This is a genomic window from Pseudomonas rhizoryzae (assembly GCF_005250615.1).
Taxonomy (GTDB): Bacteria; Pseudomonadota; Gammaproteobacteria; order Pseudomonadales; family Pseudomonadaceae; genus Chryseomonas; species Chryseomonas rhizoryzae.
Map to the genome: position 1 here is coordinate 33,355 of NZ_SULM01000001.1, position 25,099 is coordinate 58,453.

Consider the following 25,099-nt stretch of genomic DNA (forward strand, 5'->3'; position numbering starts at 1 on the left):
AACAGCGGGCACTCCGAGCGGATGGATGCGAACGGGGCGCTACGTTAGCAGGGTCCGGCGGGGGAGCAAGCCTCCGCTGAGGGATGGCGGTTGGGCGCTGCCGAGAGGCGTAGTGGCAAGGCGCCGGCCATCCGGAGGAGGCGCCTAGCGCAGCGCCATCCAGATCAGCAGCGCGGCCTGGAACAGACAGAACACCGCCAGGCAGCCGATGGCGAAGCGCATCGAGACGTCATCGCGACGATAGAGGGCGATGCGGTCCTCCAGCTGCCGCAGGCTGGCATCGCGCTCGTCGATCACCCGGTCGCACTGTTCCAGCAGGGTGGCGCCGTCGAGCAGTGACAGCAGTTGCACCTTGTCGGCGTTCCAGTCTTCGCGCAACTGGCCGACCCGCGCGGCCCGGCAGAGCAGCTGACGTTCGTTGTCCGCGGCCGTCTCGACGACGAAACCCTGGGCGGTGAGGACGTGATCGCGGCGGTGACGACCGTCTTCGTCGAGTGCATCGCGGCGTGCCAGTGGCAGGTCCTGCATCCGGTAGTGGCTCCAGCGCAGGCGCGCCCAGGCTGCGGCGCGGGCCAGCAGGAAGCGACCCAGGCCGCGTTCTTCCGGCTCCACCTGCAGGCCGCCCTCCGGCCCCAGGCGGATCTCACCGAGGCGGTGGTCGACCCAGACCTCCAGTACGTTCACCTCACGGTGCAGCAGCTGTCCGGGGATCTGCACCGACAGCCGCAACAGGCTTTCCTCTTCGCTGTGCCGCTCGACCAGGCCGAGTTGCACGAAGCGCAGGGGGCGTGCGCCGACCCGGCGATCCACCGGCTGGGGCATCAGCCGCAGCAGCTGGAAACGCTCGGGTGGCAGGCTGGCCCAGGGATGGGGCTCATTAGGGGCGGCCTCGGTGGCCGGGGCTTCGTGATCGGGGGCTTCCACAAGCAGACTCCAGTCGGGGCGCCTCCTGGACGCCTTTGCTGGCTTATCGGCTGGCGGCTGGGGAACCTGAGCGTTCGACGAAGGCGGCGACGCGCTGTACCAATTCGCGGGCCAGCGGCAGGTTGGGGTCATCGTAGGTGGGCAACTGCGCCCGCAAACTCGCTGGAGCGATGCGCAGGACATGGTTCATGCCGGGGATGATGGCCAGTTCGGCGTCGGGCTTGGCGCGGTGCAGCGTCTGGGCATCGGTGACGTCCACCTGGACGTCGTGGGTACCCTGGACGATCAGCGCCGGGGCCTGGATGCCGGCGAAGGCCTTGGCCGGATGCTGGCGGAACAGTGAGATCAGATAGGGCTGCACGCTGGGGCGCAGCAGCACCAGCAACTCGCGCGGTACCTCGGGCACCGGCGTGCCGCGCAACAACTGGTCGATGATCCACTGGGCGCTAGCCAGCTCAGCTGGTGACAGCTTCCCAGCCAGTTGCTCGCGCAGCACCACGTCGATGGGGCGACCGCTGCCGGCCAGGGTCACCACGCCGGCGACCGGCACCCGATCGGCGGCGAGGCTGGCGATCAGGGCGCCTTCGCTGTGGCCGAGCAGGATCACCTTGGAAAAGCGCGGATCGGCCTTTAGTAGCCGGATCCAGGCGACCAGGTCGTCGACGTAACGCTCCACGCTCAGCCGGCTCTCGTCCGGTTCGGCAGGGCGGCTGGCGGCCACGCCGCGCTTGTCGAAGCGCACGCTGGCGATCCGCCGATTGCCCAGGGCTTCGGCCAGCCGTTGCAGGGCGGCATTGCGCGCGCCAGGGCCATTGCCGTTGCGGTCGGTCGGCCCCGAGCCGGAGACGAAGAGCACCACCGGTTGCGGGTGCTCGCTGCGGGGCAGGATCAGGCTGCCCTTGAGGACGCCCGTGCCGGTGTCGAGCTGGATCGGACCATGGAACACGGGATCGACCGCCTTGGCGAAAGAGGGAAGGGCGAGGCACAGCAGCAGGGAAAGCAACAGACGCATGACGAAACGGGCACCTGAGACCTGGGTGTGGGGCCTATCCCGCACACAATCCGTGTAAAAGACCACGGCGCGTGTAAAATCGCCCACTTCCAGTTGAATCTATACCTTTCACCCGTAGCGCGGAGCCCTCGCATGTCCGGCAATACCCTCGGCACGCTGTTCACCGTCACCACTGCCGGCGAAAGCCATGGCCCGGCGCTGGTCGCCATCGTCGACGGTTGCCCACCCGGACTGCCCTTGGATACCGCCGACCTGCAGCGCGACCTGGACCGGCGCAAACCCGGTACCAGTCGCCACACCACCCAGCGCCAGGAAGCGGACGAGGTGGAGATTCTTTCCGGGGTCTTCGAGGGCGTCACCACCGGCACGCCCATCGGCCTCCTGATCCGCAACACCGACCAGAAGTCCAAGGACTACTCGGCGATCAAGGACCTGTTCCGCCCGGCCCATGCCGACTACGCCTACCACCACAAGTACGGCCTGCGCGACTACCGTGGCGGCGGCCGCAGCTCGGCGCGGGAGACCGCCATGCGCGTGGCGGCCGGCGCCATCGCCAAGAAGTACCTGGCCACCCAGGGCATCCGGGTGCGTGGCTACATGAGCCAGCTGGGGCCCATCGAGATCCCCTTCAAGACCTGGGACAGCGTGGAAGAAAACGCTTTCTTCAGCCCGGACCCGAGCAAGGTTCCCGAGCTCGAGACCTACATGGACCAGCTGCGCCGCGATCAGGATTCGGTGGGCGCGCGCATCACCGTGGTCGCCGATGGCGTACCGCCGGGCCTGGGCGAACCCATTTTCGACCGCCTCGACGCCGAACTGGCCTATGCGCTGATGAGCGTCAACGCGGTGAAGGGCGTGGAGATCGGCGCCGGCTTCGCCAGCGTCGCCCAGCGCGGCACCGAGCACCGTGACGAGCTGACCCCGGAGGGTTTCCTGACCAACAACGCCGGTGGCGTACTGGGCGGCATTTCCTCCGGCCAGCCCATCATCGCCCACCTGGCGCTCAAGCCCACCTCCAGCATCACCACCCCGGGTCGCTCCATCGACGTGCACGGCAATCCGGTCGACGTCATCACCAAGGGGCGCCACGATCCCTGCGTGGGCATCCGTGCCACGCCCATCGCCGAAGCCATGATGGCCCTGGTGCTGATGGATCACCTGCTGCGTCACCGTGCGCAGAATGCCGAGGTGCGGGTGGGCACGCCCATCCTGCCCCAGCTCTGAGCACCTGTTCATGATCAGCTGCGCGTCGGCCAAACGGCGTTGAAAATGCCCTGGAAGGCCAGCCCCGTCGAAATGCTCCTTAACCTTCGCAAACGTTGCTTCCTCAGGCCTGTTCGCCTTGTCTGGCTCTAGCTCGCGAGATCCCGAACAGGCGCCAAGCACCGGGCGGACGATGCCGGTTCCGTATTGGCGCCTGTCGGGCTTCTATTTCGCCTACTTCGCGTTGCTGGGCGCCACGGCGCCCTACCTGGGGCTGTATTTCCACCACCTGGGCTTCTCCGGCACGGCCATCGGGCAACTGGTGGCCATTCCCATGGTGATGCGGGTGCTGGCGCCCAACCTCTGGGGCTGGTTGGCCGATCGCACCGGCCGCCGGCTGAGCATCGTCCGCCTCGGCGCCGCCTGCACCCTGCTGTGTTTCGCTGGCATCTACCTCGGCCAGGGCTTCGTCTGGCTAGCATTGATCATGGCGACCCATGCCTTCTTCTGGCACGCCGTGCTGCCGCAATTCGAGGCCATCACCCTGGCCCACCTGCGTGACCAGCCGCAGCGTTACGCCCGTATCCGCCTCTGGGGCTCCATCGGCTTCATCGCTGCGGTGGCAGGTCTTGGTTGGGCCTTCGAATATGTCAGCCTGGATCTCTATCCCGCCTATCTGCTGCTGGTGATGGCCATCATCCTGCTGGCTTCCCTGGCGGTACCGGGGGTGAAGGTGGATCCCGGCCAGCGGCCCGAGGCCCCGGCCGAGCCCTTCCTGACCACCCTGCGCCAGCCGGCGGTGTTGGCCTTCTTCATCGCCGCGGCGCTGATGCAGCTGTCCCATGGGCCTTACTACACGGTCTTCACCCTGCACCTGGAAGAGCTGGGCTACAGCCGGGGCGTCATCGGCCAGCTCTGGTCCCTGGGCGTGATCGCCGAGGTGCTGGTGTTTCTGGTGATGCCGCAGCTGCTGGCGCGGATCGCCTTGACCACCCTGCTGGTCACCGCCTTCTTGATCGCCGCCGGGCGTTGGCTGCTGTTGGGCGCCCTGGCCGACCAACTCGGGGTACTGCTGTTCGCCCAGTTGCTGCATGCGGCCACCTTCGCCTGTTTCCACGCCGCCGCCATCCAGTTCATCCAGGCGCATTTCGACCGCCGTCGCCAGGGCCAGGCCCAGTCGCTCTATGCAGCGCTGTCCGGGGCTGGCGGTGCGCTGGGTGCCCTGTATGCTGGCTATGCCTGGCAGGTGTCCGGCGCCTTCGCGGCCTTCGTCGGCGCCAGCCTGGCGGCTCTAGTGGGCGCCTTCCTCATCCTCTTGTCCGTTAGGAGAACCCTCCATGATCCAGCAGCGTGAGCAACTGGCCCGGGAAATCATCGACGCCGGTCGCTTCCTCTATGGCCGCGGCTGGTCGCCAGCCACCAGCAGCAACTATTCGGTGCGGTTGTCCGACAGCCGCCTGCTGCTGACCGTCTCCGGCAAGCACAAGGGCCAGCTCGAGCCGGACGATATCCTCGCCACCGATCTCGACGGCACCCCGCTGGAGCCGAAGAAGCCCTCTGCGGAGACGGCGCTGCACACCCAGCTCTATCGCTGGCAGCCGGAGATCGGCGCCGTGCTGCACACTCACTCGGTGAATTCCACGGTGCTCTCCCGCGAACTCCAAGGCGATCGCCTGCTACTGGAAGGCTACGAGCTGCAAAAGGCGCTGCACGGCGTCACCACCCATGAGGTGCGGGTGGAGGTGCCGGTGTTCGACAACGACCAGGACATCCCGCGCCTGGCCGACAAGGTGCAGACCTGGCTCGACGTCCATCCCGACTGCGTGGGGTACCTGATCCGCGGCCACGGCCTCTATACTTGGGCCCCCCGCATGGCCGATGCCTTGCGTCACGTGGAAGCCTTCGAATTCCTTTTCGAATGCGAACTCAAGACCCGGAGCCTGCGCCCATGAGCCGACTGACCGTCTACCACGATGCCGAACCCAACCAGCCGCTGAAGGTGATCAGCGACGGCGAACACATAGCCGCTACCCTGGCCGACGTCGGGGTGCGTTTCGAGCGCTGGCAGGCCACCGCCCCGGTAGCGCCCGGCGCCAGCCAGGACGAAGTGATCGCCGCCTACCGTCCGGAAATCGACCGCCTGATCGAGGAGCGCGGCTACCAGACCGTCGACGTCATCAGCATGCATCCCGAGCATCCGCAGAAGGAGGCGCTGCGCGCCAAGTTCCTCGAAGAGCATCGCCACAACGAAGACGAGGTGCGCTTCTTCGTCGCCGGCCAGGGTCTCTTCACCCTGCATATCGACGACCACGTCTATGCCGTGCTCTGCGAGAAAGACGATCTCATCTCGGTGCCGGCCGGCACGCCGCACTGGTTCGACATGAGCGAGTCGCCGTCCTTCGTCGCCATCCGCCTGTTCGATAACCCCGAAGGCTGGGTCGCCCACTTCACCGGCGTGGACATTGCCCAGCGCTTCCCACGGCTGGAGGTCGAGGCGTGACCATCAAGGGCATCCTCACCGACATCGAGGGCACTACCAGCGCCGTGAGCTTCGTCTTCGACGTGCTCTTTCCCTATGCCCGCGAGCACCTGCCGGCCTTCGTGCGGGCCCATGCCAAAGAGCCGGCGGTGGCCGAACAGCTCGATGCCGTGCGCGCCGAAGCCGGCGAGTTGGACGCCGACGTGGAGCGGGTGATCGCCATCCTGCTCGAGTGGATCGCGGCCGACCGCAAGGCCACCCCGCTCAAGGCTTTGCAGGGTCAGGTGTGGGAGGAGGGCTACCGCGCCGGGACGCTCAAGGGGCACGTCTACCCAGACGCCGTCCAGGCGCTGCGCCAATGGCACGCCGCCGGGCTGCCGCTGTACGTCTATTCCTCCGGTTCGGTGCAGGCGCAGAAGCTGATCTTCGGCTGCTCCGAACACGGCGATCTGACGCCGCTGTTCTCCGGTTACTTCGATACCCTGACCGGCGGCAAGCGCGAGGCCGAGTCCTATGCACGGATCGCCTCGGCCACCACCCATGCACCGGCGGAATTGCTGTTCCTCTCCGACGTGGTGGAAGAGCTGGATGCCGCGCGCCAGGCCGGTCTGCCGACCTGTGGCCTGGTCCGCGCCGGTGGCCAGCTGGGCGATCATCCGTGCGTGGCGTCCTTCGCCGAGATCGATCTGGCCCGTTTCGCCTGAGAGCCCCGGCCGGCGCCGCGTCCCAGCGAGCCGGCCGAACTCGGCGCCGCCCTCGCCAGTCCCAATTGACGAGACCTGTGTCCTCGTAACGGGAGTCGCGACATGATCAATTCCACCATCGGCGGTGTACTCGGCTTCATCGTCTTCCTGCTCGACATCTGGGCCATCGTCAACGTCATCCGCAGCGATAGCACCAACAACGCCAAGATCGGTTGGACGATCCTGATCGTGGTGCTGCCGGTGATCGGCCTGATTGCCTGGGCCGCCGCCGGTCCGCGCGGCAATCGTTCGGCGACTGCACCGACCCACAAGGGTTAGCCAGCACCGCACTGGAGCCTGTCACATCCAGCTCTTACAATGCCCGGCTTTTGGTCGGGCATTGTTCGTCTCGGCCTGCCACCTGCGGAGATCGACATGAGCGACTACCTGGAAACCCTCTACGACAGCTACGGCCAGCGATTCACCGTCGAACGCCTGCTCCACGAGGTGCGCACCGAACATCAGCACCTGGTGATCTTCGAGAACGCCCTGCTCGGCAAGGTAATGGCTCTGGATGGCGTCATCCAGACCACCGAGGCCGATGAATTCATCTATCACGAGATGCTCACCCACGTACCCCTGCTCGCCCATCCGGCGCCGCGGCGGGTGCTGATCATCGGCGGCGGTGACGGCGGCATCCTGCGCGAGGTGGCCAAGCACCAGAGCGTCGAGCACATCACCATGGTCGAGATCGATGGCTCGGTGGTGGAAATGTGCAAGCAATTCTTTCCTGGCCATTCCGCCGGCGCCTTCGACGATCCGCGGCTGAACCTGGTGATCGACGATGGCATGAACTTCGTCGCCAACACCACCGAGCGCTACGACGTCATCATCTCCGATTCCACCGATCCCATCGGGCCGGCCGAGGTGCTGTTCTCCGAGAATTTCTACCAGGCTTGCCATCGCTGCCTGAACGACGGCGGCGTCATGGTGGCCCAGAACGGCACCCCCTTCCTGCAACTGGACGAGGTCAAGACCACCGCCAGCCGGATGGCCGGGCTGTTCGCCGACTGGCACTTTTACCTGTCGGCGGTGCCTACCTACATAGGGGGCGTCATGACCTTGGCTTGGGGGAGCAAGGACATTTCGTTACGGACACAGCGTGCCGAAACCCTAGCGCAACGCTACAGTGAAAGAGGCATTCACACCCGGTACTACACGCCGGAGTTGCATGCCGCTGCCTTTGCTCTACCTCGATACGTGCTGGAGGCCATCGGCAAGGCGTAAGCCACGAGGGTCGCCGTACCCTTCGAGCAGTCAGCCGCGACTCGGCGGAGGTCGGTAGCGACGTCCGTCCGAGCGAATCATCCGAACCAGAGGAGGGAAGTCCTATGTCCTTGTCGTTTGCTGATGATGTGAGCTTGAACCTGCTGCAACGGATGAAGGAGGGCGGTTTCGATTTCGCCCGCTTCCATCCGATCGACTTCTTCGCCATCTTCGCCGACGAACGCAGGGCTCGCCAGGCGGCGGACCAGTTCCACGGTGAGTCCCTCAACGCCCAGGTGATGCCGCACGAGGACGGTGGCTGGCATCTACAGGTCAGTAAGGTGATGTTCGCGACCCACGCCACCATCGATGATTTCGAGAGCGATCTGGAGGCGGTAGTGGTTCCACTCGGCGGCCAGTTGGACGGCTGGGGCGTCACCCAGGAGATCGCCCGAACCCACGCCTGACCTGTGTTATCAAGAACCGGCATGCCAGAGGGCATGGCCGGTTTCTTTTTGCACCTTCTCCTCACAGTTATCGTCGCACTTTCCCCTGCGCGCACCGTCTTAGACACAACGCAGAAAGGTTAAGGTGCACGAACCGCTCCGCGCGCCTGATTTTGGTGCATTGCCTGCCCATTTGCCTTTTAAAGACTGGGGTTTGACGGCTTGCGCCCTGGCACGCGGCTTGCGACGCTGCACTTGCAAGTGATAAGGAGATCGGCATGAGCCGCCCACTGTATAACGAGATGTATGACGTCCAGGCGCAGTGTCGGCCGCATTATGGTCGCTATGCCAAATGGCTGAGTGAAACCCCCCCTGAACTCCTGGCTCAACGCCGCCGTGAAGCCGACCTGCTGTTCCACCGTGCCGGCATCACCTTCACCCTCTATGGTGACGAGCAAGGCACGGAGCGCCTGATTCCTTTCGACGCCTTGCCACGGGCCATCCCCGCCAGTGAATGGCAGATCATCGAACGTGGCTGCATCCAGCGCGTCCAGGCGCTGAACATGTTTCTTCACGATCTCTACCACGATCAGCGCATCATCAAGGCCGGGGTCATCCCCGCCGAGCAGGTGCTGGCCAACGACCAGTACCAGTTGGCGATGCAGGGGCTGGACCTGCCCAACGGCATCTATGCCCACATCGCCGGGGTCGACCTGGTGCGTGACGGCGATGGCGCCTACTACGTGCTGGAAGACAACCTACGTACCCCGAGCGGGGTGTCCTACATGCTCGAGAACCGCAAGATGATGATGCGGTTGTTTCCCGAGCTGTTCACCCTCGAGCGCATCGCGCCCATCGACCACTATCCGAACCTGCTGCTCGACACCCTGCGCAGCTCCACCCCGGTCAACAACCCCACGGTAGCGGTGCTCACCCCGGGACGCTTCAACAGCGCCTACTTCGAGCACGCCTTCCTGGCCCGGGAGATGGGTGTGGAACTGGTCGAAGGCGCTGACCTGCTGGTGCGCGACGAACAGGTGTTCATGCGCACCACCTCCGGTTTCCAGAAGGTCGACGTCATCTATCGCCGATTGGACGACGCCTTCCTCGATCCCCTGGCCTTCAATCCGGACTCCATGCTTGGCGTCCCCGGACTGCTGGCCGCCTATCGCGCGGGCAACGTCATCCTGGCCAACGCCATAGGCACCGGGGTGGCCGACGACAAGTCCATCTACCCCTATGTCCCGGAGATGATCCGTTTCTACCTCAGCGAGGAGCCGATCCTCTACAACGTGCCGACCTGGCAATGCCGCAAGCCGCAGGAGCTGTCCCACGTCCTGGCCAACCTGCCCGAGCTGGTGGTCAAGGAAGTCCATGGTTCCGGCGGCTACGGCATGCTGGTCGGCCCTGCCGCCACCAGCGCCGAGATCGAAGTCTTCCGCGCGCGGCTCAAGGCCAACCCCAGCGCCTATATCGCCCAGCCGACCCTGTCGTTGTCCACCTGCCCGACCTTCGTCGAGAACGGCATCGCGCCGCGCCATATCGATCTGCGGCCCTTCGTGCTGTCCGGTCGCAAGACGCGCCTGGTGCCCGGCGGCCTCACCCGGGTCGCGTTGCGCGAAGGCTCCCTGGTGGTGAATTCGTCGCAAGGCGGTGGCACCAAGGACACCTGGGTGGTCCAGGACTAGGACCGGACGCCGTGAACATCAGGCCGCTTCGGCGGCCCCGCAAGGACTTTTGAAAGGCGACCCCACCATGTTGAGTCGTACCGCTGCCGATCTGTATTGGATGTCCCGCAACCTGGAGCGCGCCGAGAATCTCGCGCGGATGCTGGACGTCAGCTATTCCCTGTCCATGATGCCGCAGAGCGGGCAGGGCGGAGGCCTGGACGAACTGGCCATGCCGCTGCTCATCACCGGCACCCTGGATGACTACCGTGACAAGCACGACGCCTTGCATCCCGAGCGCCTGCTGCACTTCTTCGCCCTCGACGAGCGCAACCCCGGCAGCATCTATTGCTGCCTGCAGGCGGCGCGCAGCAATGCCCACGCGGTGCGCGGACGCATCACCGCCGACATGTGGGAGAACGTCAACGCCACCTGGCTGGAGATGCGCGAGATCGCCGTCACCGGGCTGATCCGCTTCGGCATCAGCCGGTTCTGTGAATGGGTCAAGGAAAGATCCCACCTGTTCCGCGGTGCCACCGTCGGCACCATCATGAGGAACGATGCCTATCGTTTCATCCGCCTGGGGACCTTCGTCGAGCGGGCCGACAACACCCTGCGCATGCTCGATGCCCGCTACCAGGTGCTGGGTGAGGAAGAAGCCGAAGCCATCAGCGACTCCTCCGCCCGTGGCTTCTATCAGTGGAGCGCCCTGTTGCGCGCCCTGAGTGCCTTCGAGGCCTACACCGAGCTCTATCGCGATGCTCTCAACGTGCGCAACGGCGCCGAGCTGCTGCTGCTGAAGGAAGACCTGCCGCGCTCGCTGCTGTCCTGCGTGATCGAACTGCACCGGGTGCTTGCCAGCCTGCCGGGCGAGAACGGCCGCGAGGCCAAGCGCCTGGCAGCCGGCCTCGAGGCCCGACTGCGCTACACCAGCATCGACGAGGTGCTGGGCGAAGGCCTGCATCCCTGGATCGGCGATTTCATCGTCCATATCCGCCAGCTCGGCAGCGCCATCAATACCGCATACCTGGAGACCGTATGAGACTCGCGATCCATCACGAAACGCTCTATCGCTACGCCGACCAGGTCCGCGCCAGCATCCAGTACCTGCGCCTCACACCCCAGGGCGACGCCCGCCAGAAGGTCCTGGACTGGGAGCTGGCGCTGCCGCGACCGGCCCGTGCCCAGCGCGATCCCTTCGGCAACATCCTGCATGTCCTGACCCTGGATACCCCGCACGACGCCATCACCATCACCGCCAGCGGCCAGGTGGAGATCGACGAGGACTTCGAGTCCGAGCCCTGCCAGGCTTCGCCCTTTCCCTTCCTGCGCCAGACCCGCCTGACCGAGGCCGACGCGGCCCTGGCGGATTTCGCCCGCGAGGTCTGCGATGGCCATCGCGATCGCGCCACCCTCATCCAACTCATGGAGCGACTGCACGAGCGGATGGCCTATATCCCCGGTTCCACCGAGGTGGACGGCAACGCCGCCCAGGCCTTCGCCAAGGGCGCCGGGGTGTGCCAGGACCATGCCCATGCCTTCCTGGCCTGCGCGCGCAGCCTGGGCATTCCGGCGCGCTATGTCTCGGGCTACCTCTGCACCGACGACAGCGAACACCTGTCCAGCCATGCCTGGGCCGAGGCTTGGCACGATGGCGCCTGGTACAGCTACGACGTCACCAACCGCCTGGCCCGTCCGGAGCGGCACCTGCGCCTGGCCATCGGCCTGGATTACCTTGATGCCTGCCCAGTGCGCGGCATGCGCCGTGGCGGGGGCGTGGAGCAAATGGAAGCCAAGGTGCTGGTGGAGCCCTTGCAGCAGGTGCAGCAACAGCAACAATAATCTGCGACAGTCACCCGAGGAAACGAGGCCGCCACTGTGCGGCCTCGTCGTCTGGCGGTGCATCTCGCCGCCGTCAGTGCTACGGCAATCCGTCTTTTCTACCCGAGGTTCGCATGACCTACTGCGTCGCCATGAAGCTGCACGACGGCCTGGTGTTCGTCGCTGATTCCCGTACCAATGCCGGGGTCGACAACATCGCCACCTTTCGCAAGCTGCATCTGTTCCGCGTACCCGGTGAACGCCTCATCGCCATCCAGTCGGCAGGCAACCTGGCGACCTCCCAGGCGGTCATCAGCCTGCTGCGCCAGCGCCTGGACAGCGAGCACCCCAACCTGCACGACGTGCCCACGCTCAATCATGCCGCCATCCTGCTGGGGCAGACCCTGCGCGAGATCATCCAGCGCGATGCCCAGGATGCGCCCAGCGGCCACGGCCTCGACCTGAGCTGCTCCTTCCTGCTGGGTGGCCAGATCAAGGACACCGAGCCTGAGCTGTTCAACATCTATCCCCATGGCAACTTCATCAGTGCCACCGAGGACACGCCCTATTTCCAGATCGGCGAGAGCAAGTACGGCAAGCCCATCCTGGATCGGGCGCTGAGCTTCGACACGCCGCTCGAAGAGGCGCTGCGCTGCGCCTTGCTGTCCTTCGACTCGACGATCCGCAGCAATCTCTCGGTGGGCTTGCCGCTGGACCTGGTGGTATATCCGCGTGATCGCCTCGACCAGGTCAAGAGCCACCGGATCGATGAGCAGGACGACTACTTCCAGAGCCTGCGCCGAGGCTGGGGGGAGGGGCTGCGCGACCTGGTAGGCGCCTTGCCGGCACCGCCTGCTGATTATTGGCTCTAGCCAAAAAAACGGGACAGGTTGGGGATGACCAGCACGACGGTGGTGACGATGAGCACGAAGCTTGCCTGGCGCCACTTGGGGACGGGATTCTTGAACATGACTCTGGGCCTTTATTGTTAGCTGTTTGAAGCCTTTACGTCTTGGACGGGAAGCGCTTGCGCAAGAACGGCATGCAGCTACTGATACCCGCAGGCTTGAGCACTATCCAGTAGCTATAGAACATAAATTTCAGTTTTGTGGCGACTGCCGACCAAGCGGTTATCAGAAATGTCGCCCTGGCTAAATTCCCCTTAGCTTTCAGTAGATTGCGAAATTCTGTACGACGCTACCGTTTGTCGGAGGTATGGGCGGTCGTGACGGCCTCGTCAGCGACTGCCCGGTCATCCCGTGAACGCCGCCTGGCAGCGGCTCTCTTGGCTCCTTCGTGCAAATGTATGAATCGATTGAAGAAAAAGCTTGCCATCGAAATCACCTTTGCCTATAGTTGCGCGCCTCGGTGATGCAGACGCAGACGCCGAGCAAATCTGGTGAGGTGTCCGAGCGGTTGAAGGAGCACGCCTGGAAAGTGTGTATAGGAGAAATCTTATCGAGGGTTCGAATCCCTCCCTCACCGCCAGATTAAGAGAACCCCCGTTAGCCCTGAGCTGCGGGGGTTTTTCGTTTCTGGAGCCAGCCGTAACCCGTTCGTTCTGGTACACAACGGCGGTACACATGGCCTCCCGACATCGTAAAATCGCTGCCTCGAAAGTCCCACGGTTTCGCGCTTTCATGGCTCAGCCTTTTCTGCATCCATCCACCGGCGTGTACTACATTCGGCGCCGTGTCCCCGATGAGCTTCGCCCTGTCCTGGGGCGAGAGTACAAGCGCTCTCTAAAGACCCGCGATCAGCTAGAAGCTAAAGCCCGCCATGCTGTTGAGTGGACGCGCTCCGAAGAGGCATTCTCCCTTGCCCGTGCAAAGCTCGCTGGCGTGCAGGTTCTGACAAAGCGCGACATGCAGCAGCTTGCCGCACGATGGTTCCGCCAGGAGCTAGAGGAGCTGGAACAATCCGGCAACTTCCGAGCTTGGCTGCCGCCTGCCAGTGACGCTACGGTGGTCGAGACACCGCATGGCTGGGAAGAGCATCGGGAGTACCTGACGATCCGCCAGGCAGTAGCCGAGGATAACGAGACGGACTGGCTTTCGGTGATGCGGCCTTACCTGCTGCAGGCGCTGCGGTCCGTGAACGTTGCCGCGCCAGCCGAAGGCACCGATAACTATGCGGAGCTGGCCGAGGCGTTTCACAGTCATCTGCTGCGGCTATCCGACATCGCCAAGCTGCGGGACGATGGAGACTGGACTTCGAAGCCCGATGTTCTGGAGCTTGAGCCTTTGAGCTTGGAGCGCCTGCGAACTGAGGTGAAGCCCAAGACGCTTACCGAGGTGTTCGAAGCGTACAAGAGCGACCGTCTACTTAATGGCGACAACCGCAGCACTCGGACATCGCTGGCGGACTTCGAAGGGACGGTGACGAGGTTTGTTCAGATGTTCGGCGATCTACCTGTCACGGCGATAACGCGGAGCACGGTGCAGGAGTACCGGGTAAAGCTGGCTACCTTCCCAGTCAAGATGCCAGGGGCGTCCAAGCTCTCAGCCAACGAGCTGATTGCCAGGGCGCAATCAGAGGGACTGCCTACGCTGTCACCTGCCACGATCCGCAATCGACTGCGTGTCCTCGGGGCGGTGCTGGGCTTCGCCGTCCGCATGGGCTGGATACATGAAAACCCTGTGGATACCTCGGGTGTCGCCAGAGCAGCGGGCGTTACTGCCGCCAAGAGTAAGGCTTCCCGTCGCCGCAAGGACTACAACACTGCCGAGCTGGGCACGATTTTCCGAAGTGCATTGTTCACGGAGGAGGGTTGGCGGCCTGTGCGGAGCGACTTCGGTCAGGCGCTGTACTGGCTGCCGGTCCTGCTTTACTACACCGGGGCCAGACGAGAGGAGCTATGTCAGCTCCGCGCCAGCGACGTGCAGACGGACGACGGCATTACGTTCCTGTCCATCCTCGACACGCCGGATGACGACGATGGACGAACTGTAAAAACCCAGAGCAGTCGCCGACGTGTCCCGCTGCATCCTGATCTGCTGGCGCTGGGCTTCATGGATTACCACGGCACCTTACCAGCAGGTGGGCAACTGTTCCCATCGCTACAGCCAAACCATCGGGGCTTCTACAGCACCAACATCGCCAAGGCGTGGACGAAGTACCTGCGGAATGTAGTGGCGTTGGGCAGCCCAGCTAGTCCGCTTCATGGCTTCCGGCACACCTTCAAGACCCTGAGCCGTCAGGTAGGCATTCCCGAGGACGTACACGACGCGATCACCGGGCACAGCGATGGCTCTGTCAGCCGAGAGTACGGCGGGATGCCGCTGAGCCGGATGCTTGAGGAACTCCAGTGGTATCCGTCGGCGCCTGGGCTGCTGATCCCTGGGGCTCGCTGATCGGCTACCGCCCCGGCCCTGCCGCTGTATGGCCCTACTGGGGCGCTGGTGAGGCGCTAGGGCTTCAAGGGCGCGCTCGCACAGGGCACGCGGTATCGCCCCTTGAGTACCCTGGTTGCTGCCTTCCTGGCTGCCTCCTGGCTATGGCCTCCCTGGGCTGCTGGTCCTGTACCTCCCGCCCTCGGGGCTGGGACTACACGGCCTGCGGGGCTGCTGCTGCGGCGATCTACGTGGGGGCCTGCTACGGGCACTCCCTCTAGGTGATCGTTCTGCTACGAGGCGCGGTGGCCTGTGGCTGCCTGGTCGAAGGCCGAGATGTCCCCTTAGATAACCTAGGCGGATTCCAGGCACTAGGCGGGCTGCAGGTTGCAGGAGACTTGAACGCTCATTTCTGATCTGTCTGGATTCCTGGGCATCCCTGCCGGCCCTCCCGCTAGCAGCCATACGGTAAGACCTGCGGGATAGAGCCTCGGGATTTACCGTCCCATTAGTAGGAGGTACGACTACGTCGCCCTGGGTCAGGTTAGGAAAGCGTCCTCGCCTATGGCGTGCCGAAGGGCTGCCAGTTCTACGAGGTCCGGTACGGGCATGTCGTCGAAGTCCGGGGTGGCCTGGGCAGGCTTTCGCTCGGTCAGCCAGGGGCAGGACTTAACGAGGTACGGCATCGCCATGGTCAGGGCGAGCAGGTATCGCTGAGCCTGTCTCTCGGCTACGCCTATCTCTTCGCTGATCGTCCTGGCGCTGATGACTTCACAGGATACGAGGATGCGGAAGAGACTAGCTGGGCTGGCGCTCTTGTCCCCGCTGTACGCTGCCCGAGCTGCACCCGTTACGATGTCGTCCAGCCAGGGCACACCACGGTCGTGGATTGTGACGTACCCGTACAATGGGTTCCCTAGCACAGCAGGCTTACGGCCTCGGGTGCTGGTCCCCTTCACGGTTACGGCTTTAGCCTGGCGGGCTGCACGCTTGGCGAGCGGGGCCTGGCTTATGAGGTCGTTGGTCTGTGCTTCTAGACGATGGAACAAGGCAACTACCTCGGGGCTCAAGTGCTCGGCGTTCTGGATAACTTGCTGGCGCTCTGCTGCGTTGCTGATGTCCACGCGGAACTGACGCGGCAAGTCCTGGGGCAATGGAGCATGGGCATTCATGCGGCACCGTCCTGGCCGATGATGTCGGCTACGACGTTCCGGGTAAGGCCAGTGCGTGCAGCGATGCTGCCGAAGGTGTGACCGCTGGCGCGGAGTTCGCGAGCCTCGATAGCCAGGGGCTGCTGTTGGATGACTCCCAGCAAGAGCTTGCGGATCGCCGTTAGTTCGCGGTCGTGCTTGGCTAGGCGCCCCAGCATGCAACGATGTTCGTGCTTGCTGATGTCGGCAGGCGTGAAGCGGTCGGGATGGTTGGCGTCAATGTGGCTGGCGCGGTTGGTCATGGTCTGTCTCCTGTTAGGGTTGGCTGCCGCCAAATGACGGGCAGCCGGAAGCGTCCACGAGGCTGGATGGCTTCGCGTTGGGTGCGTGTAGGCGGGTCTGTAGTGCTGGTGTTGCGGGATGGCGCTGCGGGGATGCGGCTGGTGCTGCGGAGGGACTGCTGCTGGCTTGCTGGGCTACGCCGCTCGGGCGAACTCTTTATGCAACTGCGGGCGGACTTGTTCTATCCAGTCCTGGGCACCTTCGATAGTCCGATAGGTCTTCGTAAAGAGCTTCCCGCCCAGCACGATGCGAGCTTGGTACCCGCTGCCGTTGCGGTAAACGCCCTTGGGTAAACCTGAGTGCTTGATGCGGTGGGGCTTGCTGTTGTGAGTGTTCTGCGCGTTGGTCGCTAGCCTGAGATTGCTGGGGCTGTTGTCCGAGCAATCCCCGTTGATGTGGTCAATCAGCATTCCTGCTGGGATGTCTGCACCATGCGTCAATGCGTAGACGATGCGATGCACTGCGTACTGCCTACCGCTCCAAATGATCCGCCAGTAACCCCGTTGCGTTACGCTGCCTGCTGGCGCTCCTGCTTTGGTCTGGTTCTTGTTCGTCCTGTAACGCAAGCCCGAAGGGGATGATTCATCTACATAGAATCTCTCGCGTAGTTCGTCGAGAGCTAAAGGGATTGCTGCTGTCATGCTGTATCGCTGGGATTAGTCTCCAGTCCTTCTAGGTTCTGCCGTGCTTTGCTGTTGTCCTGCTGCATCGCTGTCGGCTGTTGCTGTCGTGCTACGTTGGTCCTGCTGTGCTTCGCTGCTGCGTTGCTTGCTGTCCTGCTGTGTAGCTCTCGTGTTGCTTGCTGTCGTGTGTAGCTGTGTAGCTGTGTTGCTGTGGTATCTGGTCAGTAGCTTTCTGTGCTGCTGATCGTTTGCTTCTGATCCTGTGGGATTCTTGTTCTTGTTACTGGAGAGGATGGATTCGCTCGGGCATTCGGGCTTAGATAGATTCTCCCGGCCAAAAACGTTTCTCTTATCTAATGGCCCTCACCTACTAAAAGCGGCGATCATCGGCGAACTAGCTGACTTAGCCTGCCCCGTCGGTCTTAAGCTCGAACGCTTTCGGACGGACCAAAGTGCTTCCTGTATCTAGACCCCCTCGGTTACGGACACACCCCGCGATTGTCCTAGGACGATCACTCCGAATGTTTCTCTCTCTGATAGGCCCTTGATTACCGGATGTGGCTAAGCCTGCCGTACTGCCGGCCCGGAAATGTTTCTGTTATCTATGCGCCCTCAATCACCGGAAGCGGCTGAGCCTGCGCGCTGTTGCTGGGCTGTTGGAAAAGGGCGGAAATGAAGACAGGGCTCGGGCATGTGCGCTGCTGATGCCCCGGCTTGCCAGGAGGCGCCAGCCTGCCCTGCCGTGCAACGTTCGTGCTTCCTGAGTACGTCAGCCTAGACTCGGTGATCGTTGCGCTACGGGCATCCCTGGGCTCCAGCCCGGCCTGCTGATCCGCTGCTACCTGGGCGCTCGCTGCTGGACCCGGCTCGCCCTGCCGCTACTTGCGGCGTACAGGCCGTGAGCGTCTTCGGGCCTTGAATGCCCCTGCCCTACAGGCGCCCGCTGGCCTCCCTGCGTGCCCTCCTGAGCGACGTTCTAAGCCTAGGGATACCCATGCCGGGGCAATCGCTACCGCCACGCTGGCGGGCTCTCCGCACCCCTGCGCCAGGGCCCCTCTACTAAGGGAAGGGGATGCCGAGGCGTTGCAGCAGGCGACTGGCTGCGGTGGCGGTAAAGCTGGCGCCCCTAGGTGTCTGGTGCCCGTGCCGGTTGAGGTGATCAGCCAGCCCCTGCAGCGTGCGGACGCCATCGAACATCGCGGCCTTGATCGCGCTCGCCATGCTGGTCGCGTACACGTCGGCCTTGGCCTTCACTGCCTGCACTGCCGCTCCTGTGCCTGCCGCATTGGCCGCTAGCCGGCCCGCTGTGCGACGTTCTACCTTGGCCTGTGCCTGTGCATCCCCTGCCTCTGCGCGGGCCTTGAGTGACGCCAGGGCGGCCTTAGTGCGCTGGCTGATGAACTCCCGTTCCTGCTGGGCCAGGGCGGCGTACAGGTGGAGCTGGAAGTTGTCCGCAGAGGGCATGGTCGCCACCTTGAACTGCACGCGCTTGATGAGTCCCGCGATGTGCTCCACGTCCCGGCTGATGCGGTCGAGCTTCGCCACGACGAGCGTCGCTCCGTGCTTCCTGCAGTGCTCCAGGGCAGCCGCACATTGCGGGCGTTGCTCCGGTGCGATGGTGCCCGAGGCGTGGTCCTCAAAGGCCGCCAGCACTTCCCAGTCATTCTGCTCTGCAGCTATGCGGATGTACTCCCGCTGGGCATCCAGACCAAGGCCGGACTCTCCCTGGCGCTCGGTGGAGACTCGGTAGTACGCGACGACTTTCATGCTGGGGATGCTCGGCAGGACGTGATGCCGGCATGATTTATCGCAACGCTGACGCTTGTCAATGATTTGATAAGTCGAGGTCGAGCGGTTTGATACGAGTACCCGGACCTGGGATTTTCCTGCCGCCTGGGCACACCCCGGCACCCGGCCATGGGGGCTGCAGTACTCCTTATGCGTTCAAGGGTGCTCTCGCAAATCCAGAACGGATTTAGGTCCGCTAGTGCCACCGTTACGCTGGGCAGGTGCTAGGGTTAAAGCTCACCAACTACGTGAGGGAACACCATGGATGTCTATGCTTTTGTACCGGAGTACGCGGACGAAGAGGAAGTAAAGGCAACCTACGTCGCTGCGTTAGGGTTTGCTCAGCAGAGTAATCAGCAACTCTGGATTTACGTGAACAACAAGCACACCTGTCCTTACCTTGAGCCCGTCCTGGGCGGACAGATGCTAAGAAAACTGCAGGCCAATCAGCCAGTCTCTGTGGAAGGTGTGGCGGTATCTCTTCACTCTCAGCAGACGCTTGATCCTTACGCACGACATGACGTTGTGCTGGCCGTGCACCCAAGAGATTCCCTGCTAGACGCCCTGACCAATCTCAAGTCTGCCAGCAGCGTCGTGTATGTCGGGCACGAAATGGACGTTGGTGACTGGACTCGCTCGCATGACGTAATCCACCTCAAGCCCGAATGGTCATAGGTACACAGGACTTGTACACTACCGCTTGCTGTATCGGGCTGTAAGGCCCGTCATAACTGGGTTCTGCTGACTGCTAAACGAGTCGAGGGTTCGAATCCCTCCCTCACCGCCAGATTACGAAAACCCCTGAGGGCTTGGCTCCAGGGGTTTTTTCTTGTCTGCCGTTTGGCCAGGGTCCGCTTCAGGCAGCCTGGCTGAAGGTGGCAGCGGTATCGCGGGCGTTGGGCAGTACCAGGGTCAGTTGTTCGAGATCGATGTCGGCGAACAGGGGACCGCTCAGGTCCATGATCTTGCTGTCGCCGGCGTTCTCGTGCAGCACCTCGGCCACGGCGACTGCCTGGGCCACGATCAGGGCGTAACCGTTGCCCTCGGGTGCCTGCAGCGGGCGAGCCTGGAAGGCGATGGCATCGCGCAGCACCTGCGGTAGCTGCCAGCGGCGCGCGAGCTCAGCGCCCACTTCCGGATAGCCGAAGCCCAGTTGCAGGGTTTCATCGGCGGCGCGGTGGCTGCTGGCGGTGCCCGGTCCGGCCAGGCTCGGGGCCAGTTCCGGAGTGCCGCTCTGGATCAGCAGTTCGCCGATGTCGTGCAGCATGCCGCAGGTGAAGGCGGTCTCCTGGTCCAGTCCGGCCTGCTTGGCCAGCGGTTTGCACAGGCTGGCGACCAGGAAGCTGTTGTACCAGAAGGCTTGCAGATCGAAGCCAGGGGCCGCCTGGAAGCCGCCGGCGAAGGCCGAGGCCAGCACCAGGGTGCGCAGGGTGTTGAAGCCCAGGCGCATGGCAGCGTCGTCGATACTGGTGGATTCACGGGCACCGCGAAAGCGCGCCGAGTTGGCCAGGCGCAGCACCTTGGCGGCGATGACGGGGTCACGCGCGACGGTGCGCGACAGGGTTTCGATGCTGGTATTGGGATCGTCGAACTGCTGGATCAGGATCTGCGCCACTTCGGGAACGCTGGGCAGGTTGTGCAGTTGGGCAAACAGGGTGTCGAGTTGCATAGGCGGTCTCCGAGAGATGGATATATCTCCTTACATACCCAATCATCGGTCGAACCAACGGATTTCTGTAATTGGCATGTGACGATCGGTCGCAGAGGCTCTGGGGCAAGGTTTTCGAAAACCTAAAAAAACTTTTCTTAACAGTAAGTTAGATAGATAGACTCAGACTCGTCTGGACGTCTGATTACCGTTCGTCGAGTTCGAAATTGCGTTGGATCAGGCCAGAAGAGCTGGCTTCCAGCACCCAGCCACTGCTGTCCCAGTCACCCAGCACGATGCGCTGCGCCGGTTTACCGTTCACCTGCACGTCATGGGTGGCGGGTCTGTGGGTGTGCCCGTGGATCAGCGTCGTCACCTGGACCGCCTGCATTTCCCGTTCGACCTCGGCCTCGGTGACATCGGTGATGTCCATGGCCTTGGCGCGGGTCTGCTGGCGACTCTCGTTGCGCAGCTTGCGCGCCAGCTTCTGGCGGGTGGCGAGCGGCAGATGACGCAGGACGAAGAGGGTGAGGGGATGGCGCAGGATGCGGCGCAGCTTCTGGTAGCCCTCGTCACGGGTGCAGAGGGTATCGCCGTGCATCAGCAGCACGCGCTGGCCGTGGAAGTCGGCGATATGGCGATCCGGCAGCAGGCGGCATCCTGCCTGGCGGCAGAAAGCCTTGCCGATGAGAAAGTCACGATTGCCGTGCATCAGATAGATGGCTGTGCCGCTGTCGGCCAAGGCACGCAGGGCAGTGGCGATCTCCTTTTCGAAAGGCCCCATGGCATCGTCGCCGATCCAGGCTTCGAACAGGTCGCCGAGGATGTAGAGCGCCTCGGCACCGCGGGCCCGCGTCTCGAGAAGATGCAAAAACGCCCGGACGATGTCCGGGCGTTGCGGTTCGAGATGCAGGTCGGAGACCAGTAGAATGCTCATCTTACTCAGCGGGGACGATCTCGGCCTTCTCGATGATGACGTCTTCGCTCGGCACGTCCTGGTGACCGGCCTTGCTGGTGGTGGCGACGCCCTTGATGGCGTTGACCACGTCCATGCCCTCGACCACCTTGCCGAACACGGCATAGCCCCAACCCTGGCTGGTGGGCGCGGTATGGTTGAGGAAGGTGTTGTTGGACACGTTGATGAAGAACTGCGCCGAGGCGGAGTGCGGGTCCATGGTGCGGGCCATGGCGACGGTGCCGATGTCGTTGGAAACGCCGTTGTTGGCTTCGTTCTTGATCGGGGCGCGGGTTGGCTTCTGCTTCATGCCCGGCTCGAAACCACCGCCCTGGATCATGAAGTTGCCGATCACGCGGTGGAAGATGGTGCCGTCGTAGTGACCGCTCTTGACGTATTCCTTGAAGTTGGCCGCGGTGTCGGGCGCCTTGTCCTCGAACAGTTCCAGGGTGATGACGCCGTGGTTGGTGTGCAGCTTGATCATGGCAGCGAATCCGTAAGCTAAGGGGGACAGCATCCAGACCCGACGAGGGCCTCAAGGGTTTCGCCGGGACTTGACGGGTTGGGCTATGATACGGGTTTACCTTTGCCCGGCCTACCCTGGCCGCGCGTCTGCCCAGTTAAGGATCCCATGAGCAAGCCGACTTCCGACTCGTCCACCGCCGCCAAAGCCGCCCCCGCGCATTTCCTGCGGCAGATCGTCCAGGCCGACCTGGACGCCGGCAAGCAGGCCAAGATCGTCACCCGTTTCCCCCCGGAGCCCAACGGCTATCTGCACATCGGCCACGCCAAGTCGATCTGCGTGAACTTCGGCCTGGCCAAGGAATTCGGCGGCGACTGTCATCTGCGTTTCGACGACACCAACCCGGCCAAGGAAGACCAGGAATACATCGACGCCATCAAGAGCGACGTGCACTGGCTGGGCTTCGACTGGGCCGGTGAGGTGCGCTACGCCTCCGGCTATTTCGACCAGCTCTACGCCTGGGCGGTGAACCTGATCGAGCAGGGCTTGGCCTACGTCTGCGACCTCACCCCCGAGCAGGCCCGCGAATACCGCGGCAGCCTCACCGAGCCGGGTCGCAACAGCCCCTTCCGCGACCGCTCCGTGGCTGAGAACCTCGACCTCTTCGCCCGCATGAAGGCCGGCGAATTCAAGGATGGCGAAAAGGTGCTGCGCGCCAAGATCGACATGGCTTCGCCCAACATGAATCTGCGCGATCCCATCCTCTACCGCATCCGCCATGCCCATCACCACCAGACCGGTGATGCCTGGTGCATCTACCCGAGCTATGACTTCACCCATGGCCAATCCGATGCCATCGAGGGCGTGACCCACTCCATCTGCACCCTGGAGTTCGAGGATCATCGCCCGCTGTACGAATGGTTCCTGGCCCACCTGCCGGTGCCGGCCCAGCCGCGCCAGTACGAATTCGCCCGCCTCAACCTGAACTACACCGTCACCAGCAAGCGCAAGCTCAAGCAACTGGTGGATGAAAACCATGTGAACGGCTGGGACGATCCGCGCATGTCGACCCTGTCGGGCTATCGCCGTCGCGGCTACACCCCGGCGTCCATCCGCAACTTCTGCGAGATGATCGGCGTGACCCGCTCCAATGGCGTGGTCGACGTGGCCATGCTGGAATTCGCCATCCGCGAGGACCTGGATCAGAATGCTCCGCGCGCCATGTGCGTGCTCAAGCCGCTCAAGGTGGTGATCACCAACTACCCCGAAGGCCAGGTGGAAAACCTGGAACTGGCGCGGCATCCCAAGCAGGACCTGGGCGTGCGGCAGCTGCCCTTCACCCGCGAGCTGTACATCGATCAGGGTGACTACGAAGAGAATCCGCCCAAGGGCTACAAGCGCCTGGAGCCGGGTGGCGAGGTGCGCCTGCGCGGCAGCTACGTGATCCGCGCCGACGAGGCGATCAAGGATGCCGATGGCAACGTCGTCGAACTGCGCTGCAGCTACGACCCGGACACCCTGGGCAAGAACCCCGAGGGTCGCAAGGTCAAGGGCGTGATCCACTGGGTGCCGGCCGAAGGCAGCGTGGAGTGCGAGGTGCGCCTCTATGATCGCCTGTTCCGCTCCGCGCAGCCGGAGAAGAGCGAAGAGGGCGGCAGCTTCCTCGACAACATCAACCCCGAGTCCCTGGTGGTGCTCCAGGGCTGCCGCGCCGAGCCGTCGCTGGCTCAGGCCCAGCCGGAAGACCGCTTCCAGTTCGAGCGCGAAGGCTACTTCTGCGTCGATCTCAAGGATTCGGCGCCCGGCAAGCCGGTGTTCAACCGCACCGTGACCCTGCGCGACTCCTGGGGGCAATGATGGCGCTGCATCTCTACAACACCCTGACCAAGACTAAGGAAGCCTTTACGCCGCTGGTGCCGGGCCAAGTACGGATGTACGTCTGCGGCATGACCGTCTACGACTACTGCCACCTGGGCCACGGCCGCAGCATGGTGGCCTTCGACGTCATCACCCGCTGGCTGCGCCATAGCGGCTACGACCTCACCTACGTGCGCAACATCACCGACATCGACGACAAGATCATCAACCGCGCCAATGCCAACGGTGAGCCCTTCACCGACCTGGTGGGCCGGATGATCGACGCCATGCACGAGGACGAGGCGCGGCTGAATATCCGCAAGCCCGATCAGGAGCCGCGCGCCACCGACCATATCGGCGGCATGCACGCCATGATCCAGACCTTGATCGACAAGGGCTACGCCTATGCCCCGGGCAATGGCGACGTCTACTACCGGGTCAACCGTTTCGCCGGCTACGGCAAGCTGTCGCGGCGGCGGATCGAGGACCTGCGCATCGGTGCCCGCATCGAGCCGGGCGAGGCCAAGGAAGATCCGCTGGACTTCGTGCTGTGGAAGGGCGCCAAACCGGGCGAGCCGAGCTGGCAGTCGCCCTGGGGCGAAGGACGGCCGGGCTGGCACATCGAGTGCTCGGTGATGTCCACCTGCTGCCTGGGCGAGACCTTCGACATCCACGGCGGCGGCAACGACCTGGAATTCCCGCACCACGAGAACGAGATCGCCCAGAGCGAGGCGGCCACCGGCAAGCCCTACGCCAACGCCTGGCTGCATTGCGGGATGATCACCATCAATGGCGAGAAGATGTCCAAGTCGCTGGGCAACTTCTTCACCCTGCGTGAGGTGCTGGAGAAGTACCACCCCGAGGTGGTGCGCTACCTGCTGATCGCCAGCCACTACCGCAGTCCGATCAACTACTCGGAAGACAACCTGCGCGAAGCCAAGGGCGCCCTGGAGCGTTTCTACCATTCGCTCAAGGGCTTGCCCCAGGCGCCGGCCCAGGGTGGTGAAAGCTACGCCGAGCGCTTCGCCCAGTGCATGGACGACGACTTCAACACCGCCGGTGCCTGTGGCGTGCTGTTCGAGCTGGCCCGTGAGATCAACCGCCTGCGTGAGAGCGATCCGGCCGCGGCGGCTGGCCTGGCCGGTCGTCTGCGCGAGCTGGGCGAGGTGCTCGGCGTGCTACAGCTGGAGCCGGAAGCCTTCCTGCGCGCCGATGCGGCGGGCCGGGTGGATGCGGCCGAGGTCGAGGCGCTGATCCAGGCCCGGCTGACCGCGCGTGCCGAAAAGAACTGGGCGGAGTCCGACCGTATCCGTGATCAGCTCACCGCCCTGGGCGTGGTGCTGGAAGACGGCAAGGGCGGCACCACCTGGCGGTTGGCGGAGTAAGCGACGCCAGGGGTGAATCGAAGCACTGCCCGTAGGGTGGATGACGGCGCAGCC

25 protein-coding genes, 1 tRNA gene and 1 pseudogene are annotated in these 25,099 nt (G+C 63.7%); 18 read left to right on the forward strand and 9 right to left on the reverse strand.

Going from position 1 to position 25,099, the window contains the following annotated elements:
• Positions 1-144: 144 nt before the first annotated feature.
• Positions 145-924 (reverse strand): hypothetical protein, encoded by a 780-nt coding sequence (locus tag FAZ11_RS00165; RefSeq protein WP_081320051.1) that lies wholly within the window; start codon positions 922-924, stop codon positions 145-147.
• A 43-nt stretch (positions 925-967) separates the two neighbouring features.
• A complete protein-coding gene (locus FAZ11_RS00170) occupies positions 968-1,936 on the reverse strand; it encodes an alpha/beta hydrolase (protein ID WP_058782653.1) in 969 nt (322 codons plus the stop codon).
• Positions 1,937-2,068: 132 nt separating this feature from the next.
• On the opposite strand from FAZ11_RS00170, the gene aroC reads away from it, so the two are divergent.
• The 14 genes from aroC (at position 2,069) to FAZ11_RS00240 (ending at position 14,854) form a co-directional block, all read left to right on the forward strand.
• Positions 2,069-3,160, forward strand: a complete 1,092-nt coding sequence (gene aroC / locus FAZ11_RS00175; RefSeq protein ID WP_058782654.1) for a chorismate synthase — start codon at positions 2,069-2,071, stop codon at positions 3,158-3,160.
• A 172-nt stretch (positions 3,161-3,332) separates the two neighbouring features.
• Complete coding sequence (locus FAZ11_RS00180) at positions 3,333-4,493, forward strand: MFS transporter (RefSeq protein WP_058782655.1); 1,161 nt, start codon at positions 3,333-3,335, stop codon at positions 4,491-4,493.
• Positions 4,477-5,091: a methylthioribulose 1-phosphate dehydratase gene (locus tag FAZ11_RS00185; RefSeq protein ID WP_058761163.1), complete on the forward strand. Its 615-nt coding sequence runs from the start codon at positions 4,477-4,479 to the stop codon at positions 5,089-5,091. The genes FAZ11_RS00180 and FAZ11_RS00185 overlap by 17 nt, the downstream gene beginning before the upstream one ends.
• Positions 5,088-5,639 (forward strand): 1,2-dihydroxy-3-keto-5-methylthiopentene dioxygenase, encoded by a 552-nt coding sequence (locus FAZ11_RS00190; protein ID WP_058761162.1) that lies wholly within the window; start codon positions 5,088-5,090, stop codon positions 5,637-5,639. Before FAZ11_RS00185 ends, FAZ11_RS00190 begins: the two co-directional genes overlap by 4 nt.
• Positions 5,636-6,322, forward strand: a complete 687-nt coding sequence (mtnC, locus tag FAZ11_RS00195; protein ID WP_058782656.1) for an acireductone synthase — start codon at positions 5,636-5,638, stop codon at positions 6,320-6,322. Before FAZ11_RS00190 ends, mtnC begins: the two co-directional genes overlap by 4 nt.
• Positions 6,323-6,424: 102 nt before the next feature.
• Positions 6,425-6,640, forward strand: a complete 216-nt coding sequence (locus tag FAZ11_RS00200) for a PLD nuclease N-terminal domain-containing protein (RefSeq protein ID WP_058761160.1) — start codon at positions 6,425-6,427, stop codon at positions 6,638-6,640.
• A 96-nt stretch (positions 6,641-6,736) separates the two neighbouring features.
• The gene (gene speE, locus FAZ11_RS00205; protein WP_058773721.1) at positions 6,737-7,588 is read left to right on the forward strand and encodes a polyamine aminopropyltransferase; all 852 of its coding nucleotides are present in this window, start codon (positions 6,737-6,739) and stop codon (positions 7,586-7,588) included.
• Between the two features lie 104 nt (positions 7,589-7,692).
• Complete coding sequence (locus FAZ11_RS00210) at positions 7,693-8,034, forward strand: ribonuclease E inhibitor RraB (protein WP_058761158.1); 342 nt, start codon at positions 7,693-7,695, stop codon at positions 8,032-8,034.
• A gap of 257 nt (positions 8,035-8,291) precedes the next feature.
• On the forward strand, positions 8,292-9,701 hold the full coding sequence (locus FAZ11_RS00215) for a circularly permuted type 2 ATP-grasp protein (RefSeq protein ID WP_058782657.1): 1,410 nt from the start codon (positions 8,292-8,294) through the stop codon (positions 9,699-9,701).
• 67 nt (positions 9,702-9,768) lie between these two features.
• Positions 9,769-10,722: an alpha-E domain-containing protein gene (locus FAZ11_RS00220; RefSeq protein ID WP_058761156.1), complete on the forward strand. Its 954-nt coding sequence runs from the start codon at positions 9,769-9,771 to the stop codon at positions 10,720-10,722.
• Entirely contained in the window at positions 10,719-11,522 is an 804-nt protein-coding gene (locus FAZ11_RS00225; RefSeq protein ID WP_058766793.1) for a transglutaminase family protein, read from the forward strand. Before FAZ11_RS00220 ends, FAZ11_RS00225 begins: the two co-directional genes overlap by 4 nt.
• Positions 11,523-11,635: 113 nt before the next feature.
• Positions 11,636-12,373 (forward strand): proteasome-type protease, encoded by a 738-nt coding sequence (locus FAZ11_RS00230; protein ID WP_058773720.1) that lies wholly within the window; start codon positions 11,636-11,638, stop codon positions 12,371-12,373.
• 526 nt (positions 12,374-12,899) lie between these two features.
• A tRNA-Ser gene (locus FAZ11_RS00235) sits at positions 12,900-12,989 on the forward strand.
• A gap of 152 nt (positions 12,990-13,141) precedes the next feature.
• Positions 13,142-14,854, forward strand: a complete 1,713-nt coding sequence (locus FAZ11_RS00240; protein ID WP_240043592.1) for a site-specific integrase — start codon at positions 13,142-13,144, stop codon at positions 14,852-14,854.
• A 518-nt stretch (positions 14,855-15,372) separates the two neighbouring features.
• Here the strand turns inward: FAZ11_RS00240 and FAZ11_RS00245 are convergent.
• The 4 genes from FAZ11_RS00245 to FAZ11_RS00260 all read right to left on the reverse strand — a co-directional run bounded on the left by FAZ11_RS00245 (position 15,373) and on the right by FAZ11_RS00260 (position 18,716).
• Positions 15,373-16,005: a hypothetical protein gene (locus tag FAZ11_RS00245; RefSeq protein WP_137279304.1), complete on the reverse strand. Its 633-nt coding sequence runs from the start codon at positions 16,003-16,005 to the stop codon at positions 15,373-15,375.
• Entirely contained in the window at positions 16,002-16,286 is a 285-nt protein-coding gene (locus tag FAZ11_RS00250) for a hypothetical protein (protein WP_137279305.1), read from the reverse strand. The genes FAZ11_RS00245 and FAZ11_RS00250 overlap by 4 nt, the downstream gene beginning before the upstream one ends.
• A 174-nt stretch (positions 16,287-16,460) precedes the next feature.
• Complete coding sequence (locus FAZ11_RS00255) at positions 16,461-16,967, reverse strand: HNH endonuclease (protein WP_137279306.1); 507 nt, start codon at positions 16,965-16,967, stop codon at positions 16,461-16,463.
• Between the two features lie 1,041 nt (positions 16,968-18,008).
• The gene (locus tag FAZ11_RS00260; RefSeq protein ID WP_137279307.1) at positions 18,009-18,716 is read right to left on the reverse strand and encodes a recombinase family protein; all 708 of its coding nucleotides are present in this window, start codon (positions 18,714-18,716) and stop codon (positions 18,009-18,011) included.
• A 282-nt stretch (positions 18,717-18,998) separates the two neighbouring features.
• Here FAZ11_RS00260 and FAZ11_RS00265 point away from each other — a divergent pair, with 282 nt between their 5' ends.
• Positions 18,999-19,412, forward strand: coding sequence for a hypothetical protein (locus FAZ11_RS00265; protein WP_137279308.1), 414 nt, complete (start codon positions 18,999-19,001; stop codon positions 19,410-19,412).
• Positions 19,413-19,438: 26 nt separating this feature from the next.
• A pseudogene (locus FAZ11_RS24640) lies at positions 19,439-19,524 on the forward strand.
• Positions 19,525-19,593: 69 nt separating this feature from the next.
• Here FAZ11_RS24640 and FAZ11_RS00270 read toward each other — a convergent pair.
• The 3 genes from FAZ11_RS00270 to FAZ11_RS00280 all read right to left on the reverse strand — a co-directional run bounded on the left by FAZ11_RS00270 (position 19,594) and on the right by FAZ11_RS00280 (position 21,824).
• Entirely contained in the window at positions 19,594-20,406 is an 813-nt protein-coding gene (locus FAZ11_RS00270; RefSeq protein ID WP_137279309.1) for an HDOD domain-containing protein, read from the reverse strand.
• 184 nt (positions 20,407-20,590) lie between these two features.
• A complete protein-coding gene (lpxH, locus tag FAZ11_RS00275) occupies positions 20,591-21,322 on the reverse strand; it encodes a UDP-2,3-diacylglucosamine diphosphatase (protein WP_058773719.1) in 732 nt (243 codons plus the stop codon).
• A gap of 1 nt (position 21,323) precedes the next feature.
• Positions 21,324-21,824 carry a peptidylprolyl isomerase gene (locus FAZ11_RS00280; RefSeq protein WP_058766796.1) on the reverse strand — a complete coding sequence of 167 codons (501 nt, stop codon included), beginning with the start codon at positions 21,822-21,824 and terminating at the stop codon, positions 21,324-21,326.
• Between the two features lie 147 nt (positions 21,825-21,971).
• Here FAZ11_RS00280 and FAZ11_RS00285 point away from each other — a divergent pair, with 147 nt between their 5' ends.
• Entirely contained in the window at positions 21,972-23,660 is a 1,689-nt protein-coding gene (locus tag FAZ11_RS00285) for a glutamine--tRNA ligase/YqeY domain fusion protein (protein WP_137279310.1), read from the forward strand.
• Positions 23,660-25,045 (forward strand): cysteine--tRNA ligase, encoded by a 1,386-nt coding sequence (gene cysS, locus FAZ11_RS00290; protein WP_058766798.1) that lies wholly within the window; start codon positions 23,660-23,662, stop codon positions 25,043-25,045. The genes FAZ11_RS00285 and cysS overlap by 1 nt, the downstream gene beginning before the upstream one ends.
• The last annotated feature ends 54 nt before the right edge of the window (positions 25,046-25,099 follow it).

Excerpts from the sequence above, each read along its gene's own strand:
- FAZ11_RS00250 (WP_137279305.1), bottom strand. The coding sequence starts at position 16,286 with ATGACCAACCGCGCCAGCCACATTGACGCCAACCATCCCGACCGCTTC.
- FAZ11_RS00215 (WP_058782657.1), top strand. The coding sequence starts at position 8,292 with ATGAGCCGCCCACTGTATAACGAGATGTATGACGTCCAGGCGCAGTGT.
- FAZ11_RS00185 (WP_058761163.1), top strand. The coding sequence starts at position 4,477 with ATGATCCAGCAGCGTGAGCAACTGGCCCGGGAAATCATCGACGCCGGT.
- FAZ11_RS00255 (WP_137279306.1), bottom strand. The coding sequence starts at position 16,967 with ATGACAGCAGCAATCCCTTTAGCTCTCGACGAACTACGCGAGAGATTC.
- lpxH (WP_058773719.1), bottom strand. The coding sequence starts at position 21,322 with ATGAGCATTCTACTGGTCTCCGACCTGCATCTCGAACCGCAACGCCCG.
- aroC (WP_058782654.1), top strand. The coding sequence starts at position 2,069 with ATGTCCGGCAATACCCTCGGCACGCTGTTCACCGTCACCACTGCCGGC.
- FAZ11_RS00210 (WP_058761158.1), top strand. The coding sequence starts at position 7,693 with ATGTCCTTGTCGTTTGCTGATGATGTGAGCTTGAACCTGCTGCAACGG.
- FAZ11_RS00225 (WP_058766793.1), top strand. The coding sequence starts at position 10,719 with ATGAGACTCGCGATCCATCACGAAACGCTCTATCGCTACGCCGACCAG.
- cysS (WP_058766798.1), top strand. The coding sequence starts at position 23,660 with ATGGCGCTGCATCTCTACAACACCCTGACCAAGACTAAGGAAGCCTTT.
- FAZ11_RS00230 (WP_058773720.1), top strand. The coding sequence starts at position 11,636 with ATGACCTACTGCGTCGCCATGAAGCTGCACGACGGCCTGGTGTTCGTC.
- FAZ11_RS00270 (WP_137279309.1), bottom strand. The coding sequence starts at position 20,406 with ATGCAACTCGACACCCTGTTTGCCCAACTGCACAACCTGCCCAGCGTT.
- FAZ11_RS00170 (WP_058782653.1), bottom strand. The coding sequence starts at position 1,936 with ATGCGTCTGTTGCTTTCCCTGCTGCTGTGCCTCGCCCTTCCCTCTTTC.
- FAZ11_RS00265 (WP_137279308.1), top strand. The coding sequence starts at position 18,999 with ATGGATGTCTATGCTTTTGTACCGGAGTACGCGGACGAAGAGGAAGTA.
- FAZ11_RS00200 (WP_058761160.1), top strand. The coding sequence starts at position 6,425 with ATGATCAATTCCACCATCGGCGGTGTACTCGGCTTCATCGTCTTCCTG.
- FAZ11_RS00180 (WP_058782655.1), top strand. The coding sequence starts at position 3,333 with ATGCCGGTTCCGTATTGGCGCCTGTCGGGCTTCTATTTCGCCTACTTC.
- FAZ11_RS00285 (WP_137279310.1), top strand. The coding sequence starts at position 21,972 with ATGAGCAAGCCGACTTCCGACTCGTCCACCGCCGCCAAAGCCGCCCCC.
- FAZ11_RS00240 (WP_240043592.1), top strand. The coding sequence starts at position 13,142 with ATGGCTCAGCCTTTTCTGCATCCATCCACCGGCGTGTACTACATTCGG.
- FAZ11_RS00260 (WP_137279307.1), bottom strand. The coding sequence starts at position 18,716 with ATGAAAGTCGTCGCGTACTACCGAGTCTCCACCGAGCGCCAGGGAGAG.
- speE (WP_058773721.1), top strand. The coding sequence starts at position 6,737 with ATGAGCGACTACCTGGAAACCCTCTACGACAGCTACGGCCAGCGATTC.
- FAZ11_RS00280 (WP_058766796.1), bottom strand. The coding sequence starts at position 21,824 with ATGATCAAGCTGCACACCAACCACGGCGTCATCACCCTGGAACTGTTC.
- FAZ11_RS00245 (WP_137279304.1), bottom strand. The coding sequence starts at position 16,005 with ATGAATGCCCATGCTCCATTGCCCCAGGACTTGCCGCGTCAGTTCCGC.
- FAZ11_RS00190 (WP_058761162.1), top strand. The coding sequence starts at position 5,088 with ATGAGCCGACTGACCGTCTACCACGATGCCGAACCCAACCAGCCGCTG.
- FAZ11_RS00220 (WP_058761156.1), top strand. The coding sequence starts at position 9,769 with ATGTTGAGTCGTACCGCTGCCGATCTGTATTGGATGTCCCGCAACCTG.